This is a genomic window from Mesorhizobium sp. WSM3860, assembly GCF_002294995.1.
Lineage (GTDB): Bacteria > Pseudomonadota > Alphaproteobacteria > Rhizobiales > Rhizobiaceae > Mesorhizobium.
On sequence record NZ_NSGF01000030.1, the window covers coordinates 1 to 12,595 of the forward strand.

Genomic DNA, 12,595 nt, shown 5'->3' on the forward strand with positions numbered 1-12,595 from the left:
GGCATTCAATTGAATTGACCAATTTATTTTGAAAAAACAGTGGCTTACGCGAGAAGGCAATGGTACCGTTGGCTGGGCTCGAACCAGCGACCCCCAGATCCACAATCTGGTGCTCTAACCAACTGAGCTACAACGGCACATCCGCCTGAGCAAGCCGAGGAGAAATCGTTCTCCGCGTCCGCTCCGTCATCGGCGATGCGTCCAATACGGATTATCGGAGTCTAATTCAAGGCCTTTGATTAGGCAAAAATCCGATGAACGAATCCGCCCAGTAAACGAACCCGCCCAGTCTTGATTGGGCAAAAGAAAAGGCCGGCGGGAGGAGGTGCCGGCCTTTTCCTGTTACGAGCCAGCGGGAGGAGGAGCTGGCTGGTCACCCCGGAGAGCAAAGGGAGGAGGTTGCACACTCCGGGTATTCGTCTCATCAATTCATCGCACATCTATTTGTCTGATGAAATGCGACGTTTTGATGCATCGTTGAGTTGCGCCTGAATGTCAGGCTGCCTTGATGTCCTTGAACGCCTTCTCGAAAGCGGTCTTCACCGGCTTCGAGACGTCCTCGACAGCCTTGGAAGCGACGGCCTGAAAGTCCTTGGCCTGCTCGACGGCCATCTCGGCGCGCTTGCGCAGGAAGGCGGTCTGCAGCTCGACGACTTCCGACAGCGTCTTGGCGCCAACCAGGGCTTCAAGATGGGAGAAGCTGGCCTCGGCATTGGCGCGAAGGATGGCGATGGTCTTCAGCGAGACATCGCCGGAAACGGTCTTGGCGGTCTCGTAGGTCGACTCCAGAACCTTCTGGGTCTCCTCGGCGCCATTCTTCAGTTTGGTATAGGCCTCTTTCGACTGCTCGACGCCCTTCTCGGCGAAGGCGCGGATCTGGTCGGTGGCCTTGGAAGCGTCAAAGCTCGGGAATTCAACGTTCCCGATGGTGTCAGCGGTCTTGCCAGTCTTGGACATTTTCCAACCTTTCAAGGGTAGCGGCTTTGACAGAAAGCCGTCTCGTTCATGTATGATGGCAATATAAAGGCAAATTTTGTGCATTGCAATATCTTTGTTGCACTGCACCATAAAAAATCGCGCTGCCATTAACCACGAGCCCAGAGATTTCGGCCGATACACGGCATGGCTTGTGGACCTTGGTCCCGTACGCTTTTATTAACAAAGCGTTAACTCAAAAAGCCCGCTCGGGGGTCCGCCAGCGCATGCCGCCTGAAAACTACTCCTTCCTCGACGTCGCCGTGCTCGACGCGGTGCGCCAGCGCTTCGCCGCCGGCGACGCGCTCGCCATATTGTCGGCCGATCTCGAGCAGGTGATCTGGGCCAACGGGCCAGGGGCTGCGGTATTCGGCTATCCGGATATCGAGGCAATCATCGGCGCTTCCACGCGGCTGCCGCTGATCGCCAGGCGGCAGATCATGGCGACCAGCGGCTTTCCGGATATCGGCAGCGGCCGCGCCGCCACCGTCCGGCTGGCGACCGGCATGGTCAGCCGCGCCGTCGGCTTGCTCGCCAGCGCGGTGACGATGCCGGACGGTGAAAAGGCGATCATGCTGGCGATGCCCGCGGCGCAGACCGGCTCGCGCGGCGCCGCCGAAATCGCCAGCCGCGCCATTGGCGGCTTCACCGAGGCCGGACATTTCATCGCCTTCGTCGATGCCAAAGGCCATGTCGAGGCGGCTTCGGAGGGATTTGCCGCGCTCGGCATCAGGCCCGAGACGCTCGCTGCCCTGGTCACGGACGTGGCAAGCGCTGAAGATCGCATCGTCAAGCGGCTTGTTCCCGGCGCAAGCACCTCCTACCCGGCCGGCTTTGCGCGGTTGACGGATGCGCGCCATCTCCTGGTGGTGATCGACGAAGACCAGCTCGACGGCGGGCGGAACGACCAGCTCGACGGCGGGCGGAACGATAAGTCGGCAGCGCTGGAAAGCGCGCCCGCCGTCTCCGAAGACAAAAACACCGCAGTCAGAGCCGAGCCGGCCCGAGAGCACAATACCCAGTCTCCGGCTGCGGCAACGGGCGAAAAGGCAGACACGGTCCCGGCGGCGGCCGCGGATGACGCCCAGCCAACGCAAAAGACCGCGGCCACGGCCGACCACGCGCCGGATGCTGCGCTGGCAGGCGATGCCGGCCCGGCGCAGCATGACCATTGGTATTTCAACGCCGGCGGCGACGATGTGAAGGGGCCGGAGAGGCCGCCAAAGATCGGGCCGGCGGAGGTCGCGGCCGGAAGCCGGCAGGACACCGCCGGAACGGCGGCGGCCGAGCCGACCGCTGCCCGCAACATCGACCGTTCGGCGCCGCCGCTGCGTTTCGTCTGGCGCACCGACGCCGAAGGCAAGTTCAGCGCGCTGTCGCCGGAATTCGCCGACATTGTCGGCAAGCCGGCAGCGGATGTCATCGGCCGCCGCTTCAGGGATGTCGCCACGACTTTCGGCCTCGACGCATCGGGCGAGATCGCCACCCTGCTCGAGCGGCGCGATACCTGGTCGGGACGCTCGGTGCTGTGGCCGGTAGCGGGCACGGACCTGAAGATCCCCGTCGATCTTGCGGCGCTGCCGGTCTATGGCCGCAGCCGCGCCTTCGAAGGTTTCCGCGGCTTCGGCGTCGCGCGCAGCGCCGACGCCGTTGTCGACCCGGAAGCGCTCGGCATGGCGCTGGTCCCCAATGGCGCCGCTCCGGCCGAACCCAAGCCTGCTGCCGGGCAACCCGCAGCCGAGCCGGCGAAACCTGCCGACCCGTTCCTGGGCGAAGTTCCGGCGCTGACCATCGTGCCCAAGCCGGAGCGCCGCTATGCCGACAAGGTGATCCGACTGGCCGAGCACAGGCAGCCGGCCAACGACAAGCAGCCGGGGAATGAAGGGCAGCCGGGAAATGACAGGCCGGCGAGTGAGAAAGGTCTGTCGATCCTCGAGCGCAGCGCCTTTCGCGAGATCGGCGAGCGGCTGCGGAAGGACAGCTCCGGCCCGGCCGAGCCGCCAAGCGGCGCGACCGCAGGCGCTCAAAAGCAACCTGATGCGGCTGCAACCGCCGACAAGGCTGGTCTTGCGGCCGAACAACCGACGACCGGTGAGAGGAAGACCGGCGACTCCGATCTGAACGCGATTGACGCGACCTCGCCTGAGCCGGCCACGCCGGAAGACAACGAGGCCATTGATACGGCCGAGGCGGAGACCGAGGCGGAAGATCAGAAGGATCTGGCTCGACTCGACGGCATCGATGTTCCCGAGGCAGCCGCTGGAGAAGACGAAACGCCCGCCGCCTCCGGCTCGCTGCTCAACTATGCCGGGCGCGAGAAGGCTGCCGACGAAGCGCAGGAAGCGGCAGGTTCCGACACGCGCCAAACCGCAGCGGCGGACCGAGCGGCCGAACCGACGGCCGAGCGGCCGGCAGCCGAAGCGCCTGCCCCTGAGGCAGGCGCTGGCGACGATGACGGTATGACCGCCGACGATTTTCGCGACGCGGAAGACAGCGAGGACTGGGCCGGTTCCGACAGGGACGGCGCCCTGCCCGCGGCTGAACAGCCTGGCGAAGCGAAAGCGCCGCCGCCGGAAAGGCCGCGCCTGACGGTGCCGCCGCTCAAGCTCGAGGGCTTCGTGCCCTCGGCTTTCTCCACCGGGGATGGAGGCAGGGCTCCCGATACGTCCATCCTCGCCAGGCTGCCGGTGCCGCTGCTCATCCATTCCGGCGACGTGCTGCACTATGCCAATGGGGCGTTCCTCGAACTCACCGGCTACGACGCGCTGGAAGACCTCGCCGATGCCGGCGGGCTCGGCGCGCTGTTCGCCGACCATTACGCAGATGATGGCGAGACCGACGAAAGCGATCGTTCGCTGAAGCTCACGACCCGCCAGGGCCAGGAATTCCCGATCGATGCGCTCCTGCGCTCCGTGCCGTGGCGCGGCGGCAAGGCGCTGATGCTGGTGGTGCGTCGCTCGGGCGAGGACGAGGCGCCCTCCTCGCATCTCAGCGCGGCGAATGACGAGCCGAGCCAGCAGCCGGACGTCTCCGAGTTGAAGTCGCGCATCGCCGAAATGCGCACCATCATCGACACCGCCACGGACGGCGTGGTGCTGATCGGCCGCGACGGCAACATCCGCTCGATCAGCCGCCCGGCCGAAGCCCTGTTCGGCTTCGACAGCGACGAGATCGCCGGCAAGCCCTTTGCCTCGCTGTTCGCCATCGAGAGCCAGCGCGCGGCGCGTGACTATCTCGTCGGCCTTTCCGAACCTGGCGTGGCGAGCTTGTTGAACGACGGGCGCGAGGTGATCGGCCGCGAGGCACAGGGGCGCTTCATCCCGCTGTTCATGACCATCGGCAGGCTGCCCAACGACAGCGGCTTCTGCGCCGTCGTGCGCGACATCACGCAGTGGAAGCGGGCCGAGGAAGACCTCACCCAGGCGCGCGCCGTGGCCGAGCGCGCCTCCTCGCAAAAGACGGATTTCCTCGCTCGCATCAGCCATGAGATCCGTACGCCGCTCAACGCCATCATCGGCTTTTCCGAACTGATGGTGGACGAGAAGTTCGGCCCGGTCGCCAACGACCGCTACCGCGACTATCTGCGCGACATCAACCGTTCGGGCAACCACGTGCTCGACCTCGTCAACGACTTGCTCGACATATCCAAGATCGAGGCCGGCCAGCAGGAGATGGCCTATGAGGCGGTGTCGCTCAACGACACGCTGGCGGAAACGGTGGCGATGATGCAGCCGCAGGCCAACCGCGAGCGCGTCATCATCCGCTCGAGCTTCGCCTCACGGCTGCCGGAAGTGGTGGCGGATTTGAGGAGTGTGCGCCAGATTGCGTTGAACATCCTGTCGAACGCCATCCGCTATACCCAGGCCGGCGGCCAGGTGATCGTGTCCACCGCCTACGAGACCTCCGGGGACGTCGTCATGCGCGTGCGCGATACCGGCATCGGCATGACGCCGGCCGAGATCGAGCAGGCACTGAAGCCGTTCAAGCAGATCAATGCGCTCAAACGCGGCCGCGGCGACGGCACCGGCCTCGGGCTGCCTCTGACCAAGGCGATGGTGGAGGCCAACCGTGCCCGCTTCACTATCACCTCGACACCTGGCGAAGGCACGCTGGTCGAGGTCGCCTTCCCATCGACGCGCGTGCTGGCCGAATAACGATCTGCAGGAGAAGGTTCGGCCAAAGAAAAAGGCGTCCTGGTGGACGCCTTGAGAAATGGGATGCTGTCACAACGGGGCTTGAGCTGAACCTCAGGGGACGAGGAACGGGATTTCTCCCTCAAGTTACACGCGACTATCGGCGCCGTCCCTTAACAAGTCCTTACCGGGAGCCAAAAAAATTTACGAATGTGTACCACTCGTGAAATCTAGGTAAATTGGGCCGACACTATTCCTTAACCATGCCAGGGAGACCTAGTCCGCGAGCTGCGGCAGGTTCCTGAACAGCTCCAGCGCCTCGGGATTGGCGAGCGCTTCCTTGTTCTTAATGGCGCGACCATGGACCACGTCGCGCACGGCAAGCTCGGTGATCTTGCCCGACTTGGTTCGCGGGATGTCGGTGACGGCAACGATCTTGGCCGGCACATGGCGGGGGCTGGCGCCCGAGCGGATTCTGGCGCGGATGCGTTTCTCCAGATCCTCGTCGAGCGAAACGCCGGCGGCCAGCCGCACGAATAGCACGACGCGCACGTCGTTGTCGAAATCCTGGCCGATGCAGAGCGCTTCCAGGATCTCGGGCATCTGCTCGACCTGGTTGTAGATCTCGGCCGTGCCTATCCTCACTCCGCCGGGATTGAGCGTAGCGTCGGAGCGGCCATGAATGATCATGCCGCCGTGCGCCGTCCATTCGGCGAAGTCGCCATGGCACCAGATGTTGTCGAAGCGCTCGAAATAGGCCGCGTGGTACTTCTTGCCATCCGGATCGTTCCAGAAGCCGATCGGCATCGATGGGAATGCCTTGGTGCAGACGAGTTCGCCCTTCTCCTGCCGGATCGGCTTGCCGTTGTCGTCCCACACGTCCACGGCCAGGCCGAGGCCCGGCCCCTGGATTTCGCCGGTCCAGACCGGCTCGGTCGGGACGCCCAGAACGAAGCAGGAAACGATGTCGGTGCCGCCGGATATCGAGGCGAGATGCACGTCCTTCTTAATGCCGTCATAGACGAAGCGGAAATCCTCCGGCGACAGCGGCGAGCCGGTGGAAGAGATGGTCCGAACGGTTGCAAGGTCGTGGCTGTCGATCGGCTTCAGCCCTGCCTTGCGTACGGAATCGATGAATTTCGCCGAGGTGCCGAAATAGGTCATCTTCTCCGCATCGGCGAAATCGAACAGCGCATTGCCGTCTGGATAGAACGGCGAACCGTCGTAAAGCAGAAGCGTGGCGCCCGAGGCGAGGCCCGAGACCAGCCAGTTCCACATCATCCAGCCGCAGGTGGTGAAGTAGAAAAAGCGGTCGCCGTCGAGCAGGCCGGCATGCAGCCGCTGTTCCTTGACGTGCTGGATCAGCGTGCCGCCGGCCGAGTGCACGATGCATTTCGGGATTCCGGTCGTGCCGGAGGAGAACAGAATGTAGAGCGGGTGTGAAAAAGGCAGCCGCTCGAAGGCGAGCGGCTTGGCGGCAAAGGGCGAAAGCGCTACTTCCAGCGCCTCGGCGTTGTCGATGGTAGCGGCGACATCGGTGGACGTGCCGAGATAATCGACGATCAGCACCTTGCGCACGGTTTCAAGCTTCTCGGCCACCGCGCGGACCTTGTCGGCGACCTCGATGGCCTTGCCGTTGTACCAATAGCCGTCGGGCGCGATGAAGACGACCGGCTCGATCTGGCCGAAACGGTCGAGCACGCCCTGCTCGCCGAAATCCGGTGAGCAGGAAGACCAGACCGCGCCGATCGAGGCGGCCGCCAGCATGGCAGCGACCGTCTCGGGCATGTTCGGCATCATGGCGGCGATGCGGTCGCCCTCTCTAACGCCAAGCGACAGGAAGAGCTGCTGCAGGCGCGAGGTGAGCGCATGGAGCTCGTTCCAGGACAGCCGGCGCTCGACCTTGTCTTCGCCGCGGAAGACGATAGCCAGGCTGCCGCCGGTTTTCTTCAGAAGGTTCTCGGTGAAATTGAGTTTCGCGTCGGGAAAGAAGGCGGCGCCAGGCATCTTCTCGCCATCGACCAGAGGCCGCTCGCCCTTGTCGCCGACAAGTCCGCAAAAGTCCCAGACGAGGTCCCAGAACCCCTCGCGGTCGTCGATCGACCAGCGGTGGAGCTCGGCATAGCTGGAGAAAGCCTGGCCAGACTTCGCAGCCGCAGCTTTCATGAAGGCGCTCAGGGGCGCAGAGGCGATCCGGTCCTGCGTCGGCGTCCACAAGGGGGTGTCGGCGGCCATATCGTTCCTCCCAAAGCGCGTCGCGATTGCGGCAATTAAGCCTGATGTCGCCTGCGCCGTTGTCCCAAAACCGGCGTGGCGTTGGCGGGCCGGACGGGTTTATCGCTTATGCATACCGCAGCGCAGCAGAGCAAGATTTTGTTGAAATGGTCGGCAAGGATACGGCGCAAACGCCATCGGAGGGCCATAAAGACTTGAAAAGCGTCAGCGCTCGGCTACACCCGTCGGGCGATTTGTCGGCAATGGAACTAACGGGGCGAGATGCGATCATCTTTGATCCGGCGCGGGGTATGGGTGATCGGCGTTGCGGTGCTGGTCATCGCGCTCGCCGTCGCCGCCTTGCCGCTGATTGCCTCGACCCGCATCGTACGCGACCGCATCGCTTGGGAATTGAGCGCCTGGAGCGGTTTTCGCGTGACGATCGACGGCTCGCCGCGCATCGAGGTGTGGCCTAAGTTCCGGGCAATCCTCAGCGATGTAACGCTGTCGCAATGGGCGGAGACCGACGCGCCGCCGGTGATCGAAGCCGAGCGCGTCGAAGTCGATCTCTCGGCCATGGCCGCCGTGCAGGGCGACGTCCAATTCTCGACGGCAAGGCTGGTGCGGCCGACCATCAGGGTGGAGCGCAAGCCGAGCGGCCTCTATCTGCCACCGCTGCCGACCGGCGGCCGCATCACGCGCTCGATCGACACCGCGCGCAGCGTGGTCACCGCGAACCCGCAGAAGCCCGACCTCGGCAGACTGCCTTCCGATCCGTTCGGCATCGTCGAGTTCCGTGACGGCCGCGTCGTGACCTCGGTTGGCGGCAAGGATACCGAGATCCTGAGCAGCCTCAGCGGCCAGGTGAACTGGGCGGCGATGAACAGCGACGCCACGCTCACGGCAACCGGGATATGGCGCGGCGAGAGCGTCCAGGTCGATTTTTCCTCGGCGAAGCCGCTGGTGCTGTTTGCCGGAGGGGTCGCGCCCGTCACGCTCGCCTTCAAGGCGGCGCCCGCCACCCTCTCTTTCGATGGCGTCGCCTCGATGTCGGACAACGCCTATCTGGACGGCCAGGCAAAATTCACCGCCCCTTCGCTGCGACGCCTGCTTGAATGGTCGCAGGCCGGGATGGCGCCTGGTGCTGCGATCGGCTCGGTCTCTGTCGCGAGCAAGGTGGCGGCCTCGGCGGGGCGGGCGAAATTCGAAAACACGACGGTGGCGCTGGACAACAACCCCGGCATGGGAGCGCTGGACTTTTCGTTCAGCGAGGCCCTGCCCGTCATTTCCGGCACGCTTGCGTTCGACACGCTCGATCTTCGATCGTTCCTTTCCGCTTTCACGCCGATCGCTCCCGCCGGCCAAGCAGGCCCCGGCGAGTTCGACACCGGCTTCGCCGACAAGATCAACCTCGATCTCAGGCTGTCGGCGGCGCACGCCACGGCCGGCCCGATACAGCTTGCCGATGTCGCCGCGACCGCGCAGGTCAAGAACGGGCTTGCCGTCTTCGACATTTCCGATGCGTCCGCCTTCAACGGCAACATCCAAAGCAGCCTGCGTTTCGACCGCAAGCCTGATGGCACTCAGGTCGAGTTGCGGCTTTTGGCATCGGACGTCGACACCGGCGCCTTCGCCACCGCGGCGGGGATGACGCGGCTGGTGCCGGCCGGAACAGGGACCGTCTCGGTCATCCTCAAGGGGCCGGGCAAGGCTTGGGACTCGATCTTCGAGAACGCAGACGGGTCTTTCTCGGCGACGCTCGGGCCGGGCTCGCTCAACGGCCTCAACCTGGCTGCCTTTCTCAAGCGCAACGAACAGGGCGGATTCTTCGCCCTCGACGACGTCGCCGACGGCTCGCTGCCGATCGACGGCGCCGAGATCAAGGCGAGCATCTCGAAGGGTGTGGCGCGGCTGGACAAGGCCGAGGTCAATGCACAGAAGTACAAGATCTGGCTTTCGGGCATCGCTTCCTATACCGGGCGCGGGCTGGCGCTGTCGGGCGGCATCATCCCGAACGGACAACCTGCGCAGCAACAGCCGGCCCAGCAACCGGCTACCGCCGGTCAGCCAGCGGTGCAGGCGCCGCAGGCCCCAAAGCAGTCGTTGTTCTTCGTCGGCGGCAACTGGAGCACACCGTTCATCTCGCCGATCAGCCGCGGCGTGTCAGGGCAATAGAACAAGACGCAGTTCGCCCCGCCCTTTGTTCCCTATCCGCGCTGCGCCGCCTGCTCGTCGCGCTGGCGCTGGACCTCGCGGCGCTTGTTGGCGATCGAGGCAATGATGACGCCGATCGCAACGACGGCGATCAGGATGGTGCAGGCGGCATTGATTTCCGGCGTCACGCCGAGGCGCACCTGGCTGTAGATCTTCATCGGCAGCGTCGTGGCGCCCGGGCCGGAGGTGAAGGAGGCGATGACCAGATCGTCGAGCGAGAGCGTGAAGGCCAGCATCCAGCCGGAGATGATCGCCGGCAGGATGACAGGCAAGGTGATCTGGAAGAAAGTCTTCACCGGCGGCGCGCCGAGGTCCATGGCGGCTTCCTCCAGCGAGCGGTCGAAGGAGACCAGGCGCGACTGCACGACGACGGCCACGAAGCACATGGTGAAGGTGATGTGGGCGAGCGTGACGGTGAAGAAGCCGCGATCGAGCCCGATGGCCACGAACAGCAAGAGCAGCGACAGGCCGGTGATGACCTCCGGCATGACCAGCGGCGCAAAGACCATGCCGGAAAACAGCACTCGCCCCTTGAAGCGTGTGTAGCGGGTCAAGGTGATCGCCGCCAGCGTGCCGAGCACGGTCGCAACGGTCGCCGAGATGACGCCGACGCGCGCCGTCACCCAGGTGGCGTCCATCAGGCCCTGGTTGTGGAACAGCGACACGTACCATTTGGTCGAGAAGCCGCCCCAGACGGTGACGAGCTTCGATTCGTTGAAGGAGAAGACGATGAGCAGCACGATCGGCAGGTAGAGAAAGGCAAAGCCGAGCACGATCGAGCTGATGTTGAAGCGGCTCCAGGTGGCGTTCATTTGCCTTGCTCCTGGGCTTTCGCTTGAGCCTGCTGGAAGAACATGATCGGGACGGTCAGCACCAGGAGCAAGATGACCGCCACCGCCGAGGAGACCGGCCAGTCGCGGTTGGCGAAGAATTCGTTCCACAGCGTCTTGCCGATCATCAGCGTCTGCGAGCCACCGAGAAGGTCCGGGATGACGAACTCGCCGACCGCCGGGATGAAGACCAGCAGGCAGCCGGCAATCACGCCCGGCAGCGACAGCGGGAAGGTGATCTTCCAAAAGGCGCCGATCGGCGGGCAGCCGAGATCCTGCGCCGCCTCGATCAATGAATAGTCCATCTTCTCCAGCGACGAATAAAGTGGCAGCACCATGAAGGGCAGATAGGAATAGACGATGCCGATGAAGATCGCGGTGTAGGTGTTGAGGATGACCAGCGGCTGGCTGATCAGGCCAGTGGCGAGCAGGACTTGGTTGAGCAGCCCTTCGGGTTTCAGGATGCCGATCCAGGCATAGACGCGGATCAGGAACGAGGTCCAGAACGGCAGGATCACCAGCATCAGCAAGGTCGGCCGGATCGTCGCCGGCGCGCGCGCCATGCCATAGGCGATCGGATAGCCGACGATCAGCGTCAGCACCGTCGAGATGCCCGCGATGATCAGGCTGGTCACATAGGCGTTGAAGTAAAGCGCGTCCTGGGTCAGCCAGGTGTAGTTGTCGAAGTTGAGCTCGCGGAAACCTGCGAACAATCCGGAAATGCCGTCGCCGAAATCGAGCACGGGGGTGTAGGGCGGCATCGAGATCGCCGTCTGCGACAGTGAGATCTTGAAGACGATGATGAACGGGACAAGGAAGAAGAACAGCAGCCAGAGATAGGGAATGATGATAACGAGGCGGTCGACGAAACCCTTAGCCAGCCTGGTCGGCAACTGAGCGGCGGTTTCGGCCGATGAGCAAGCGGCGGCGGCGATGTTGGTCATGGCCCGCCCCTATTACCTTGTCAGCACGACGCCGGCGTCTGGCCGGAAGGAAACCCAGGCGCGGTCGTTCCAAGTCAGCGGGTCCTCGCTGACGCGGGCAGCGTTCAACGCGCTTGCCCGCACCATCTGTCCGTCGTCGAGCTTGATGTGGTAGACGGTCATGTCGCCAAGATACGCAACGTCATAGACTTCGCCTTCAAGCGCATTGACGGCGTCGGCCGGCTTCCTCGACGACACCTTGATCTTCTCCGGCCGGATCGCGAAGACGATGTCGGCGCCCTTGGCGGTATCGGCGGCATTCTCGACGACGATCTGCGCACCGGTCGCGCCGGTGATGCGCGTCGTATTCGCTGCCCGCTCGGCAACCTTGCCCTCGAACATGTTCACATTGCCGACGAAATGCGCGACGAAGCGCGACGTCGGGGCCTCGTAGATTTCGGCCGGCGTCGCCACCTGCATCACCTCGCCCTTGTCCATGATGGCGATGCGGTCGGCCATGGTCATGGCTTCCTCCTGGTCGTGGGTGACGACGACGAAGGTAAGGCCGAGTTCCTGCTGCAGGTCCATCAGCTCGAACTGCGTCTCCTCGCGCAGCTTCTTGTCGAGCGCGCCCAGCGGCTCGTCCAAAAGAAGCACCTTCGGCCGCTTGGCGACCGAGCGGGCAAGCGCCACACGCTGGCGCTGACCGCCGGAAAGCTGGTGCGGCTTGCGCTTGGCGAACTGCTCGAGCTTGACCAGCCTCAGCATCTCGGCGACGCGCTTTTCGATATCGGGAGCGGGCATGCCTTCCTGCTTGAGGCCGAAGGCGATGTTCTTTTCCACCGTCATATGCGGAAACAGCGCGTAGGACTGGAACATCATGTTCACCGGCCGCTTGTAGGGCGGAATGCCACGCAGGTCCTGGCCGTCGAGCAGAATGCGGCCAGCCGTCGGCTCCTCGAAGCCGGCGAGCATCCTGAGCAGGGTCGACTTGCCGCAGCCCGAGGCGCCGAGCAGGGCGAAGAACTCACGTTCGAAGATGGTCAGCGACAGATTGTTGACGGCGGTGAAGTCGCCAAACTTCTTGGTCACCTTGTCGAACTGGATATACGGCTTGGCGCTTGGATCATTCCAAGGCGCGAAGTCCCTGCGGATGCTGCCAAGCGATTTCATGTCCCACTCCGGATCTGTTCGTTCCGCTGGAACGGTTCATCGTTTCGAGGAAACGCCGAACCGCTTAGCTTTTTGTTTTTGACGCAATTCCGGACGGAAAACCGTCCCACACTTTTCCTGGAATTGCTTCCAA

7 protein-coding genes and 1 tRNA gene are annotated in these 12,595 nt (G+C 63.9%); 2 read left to right on the top strand and 6 right to left on the bottom strand.

Going from position 1 to position 12,595, the window contains the following annotated elements; all coding sequences use genetic code 11:
* Window positions 1-60: 60 nt before the first annotated feature.
* Both CK220_RS28915 and CK220_RS28920 read right to left on the bottom strand, forming a co-directional pair.
* A tRNA-His gene (locus CK220_RS28915) sits at window positions 61-137 on the bottom strand.
* 358 nt (window positions 138-495) lie between these two features.
* A complete protein-coding gene (locus CK220_RS28920) occupies window positions 496-957 on the bottom strand; it encodes a phasin (protein WP_095814789.1) in 462 nt (153 codons plus the stop codon).
* 245 nt (window positions 958-1,202) lie between these two features.
* Between CK220_RS28920 and CK220_RS28925 the strand changes: the two genes are divergently transcribed.
* Window positions 1,203-5,129, top strand: coding sequence for a PAS domain S-box protein (locus CK220_RS28925; RefSeq protein ID WP_095814790.1), 3,927 nt, complete (start codon window positions 1,203-1,205; stop codon window positions 5,127-5,129).
* Between the two features lie 255 nt (window positions 5,130-5,384).
* On the opposite strand, the gene CK220_RS28930 is transcribed toward CK220_RS28925, so the two are convergent.
* The gene (locus CK220_RS28930) at window positions 5,385-7,343 is read right to left on the bottom strand and encodes an acetoacetate--CoA ligase (protein ID WP_095814791.1); all 1,959 of its coding nucleotides are present in this window, start codon (window positions 7,341-7,343) and stop codon (window positions 5,385-5,387) included.
* 261 nt (window positions 7,344-7,604) lie between these two features.
* On the opposite strand from CK220_RS28930, the gene CK220_RS28935 reads away from it, so the two are divergent.
* On the top strand, window positions 7,605-9,497 hold the full coding sequence (locus tag CK220_RS28935; RefSeq protein WP_095814792.1) for an AsmA family protein: 1,893 nt from the start codon (window positions 7,605-7,607) through the stop codon (window positions 9,495-9,497).
* Between the two features lie 32 nt (window positions 9,498-9,529).
* Here the strand turns inward: CK220_RS28935 and CK220_RS28940 are convergent, their stop codons facing one another.
* From CK220_RS28940 to CK220_RS28950, 3 genes are read right to left on the bottom strand one after another with little or no spacing between them, the layout of a single operon-like run.
* The gene (locus CK220_RS28940; protein ID WP_095814793.1) at window positions 9,530-10,348 is read right to left on the bottom strand and encodes an ABC transporter permease subunit; all 819 of its coding nucleotides are present in this window, start codon (window positions 10,346-10,348) and stop codon (window positions 9,530-9,532) included.
* Window positions 10,345-11,310, bottom strand: a complete 966-nt coding sequence (locus CK220_RS28945) for an ABC transporter permease subunit (protein WP_095814794.1) — start codon at window positions 11,308-11,310, stop codon at window positions 10,345-10,347. The genes CK220_RS28940 and CK220_RS28945 overlap by 4 nt, the downstream gene beginning before the upstream one ends.
* A 12-nt stretch (window positions 11,311-11,322) precedes the next feature.
* Window positions 11,323-12,462: an ABC transporter ATP-binding protein gene (locus tag CK220_RS28950; RefSeq protein ID WP_095814795.1), complete on the bottom strand. Its 1,140-nt coding sequence runs from the start codon at window positions 12,460-12,462 to the stop codon at window positions 11,323-11,325.
* Window positions 12,463-12,595 lie beyond the last annotated feature (133 nt).

What these genes read in the sequence shown, in the direction of transcription:
- CK220_RS28920 (WP_095814789.1), bottom strand. Translation starts at nt 957, where the DNA reads ATGTCCAAGACTGGCAAGACCGCTGACACCATCGGGAACGTTGAATTC.
- CK220_RS28925 (WP_095814790.1), top strand. Translation starts at nt 1,203, where the DNA reads ATGCCGCCTGAAAACTACTCCTTCCTCGACGTCGCCGTGCTCGACGCG.
- CK220_RS28945 (WP_095814794.1), bottom strand. Translation starts at nt 11,310, where the DNA reads ATGACCAACATCGCCGCCGCCGCTTGCTCATCGGCCGAAACCGCCGCT.
- CK220_RS28940 (WP_095814793.1), bottom strand. Translation starts at nt 10,348, where the DNA reads ATGAACGCCACCTGGAGCCGCTTCAACATCAGCTCGATCGTGCTCGGC.
- CK220_RS28930 (WP_095814791.1), bottom strand. Translation starts at nt 7,343, where the DNA reads ATGGCCGCCGACACCCCCTTGTGGACGCCGACGCAGGACCGGATCGCC.
- CK220_RS28935 (WP_095814792.1), top strand. Translation starts at nt 7,605, where the DNA reads ATGCGATCATCTTTGATCCGGCGCGGGGTATGGGTGATCGGCGTTGCG.
- CK220_RS28950 (WP_095814795.1), bottom strand. Translation starts at nt 12,462, where the DNA reads ATGAAATCGCTTGGCAGCATCCGCAGGGACTTCGCGCCTTGGAATGAT.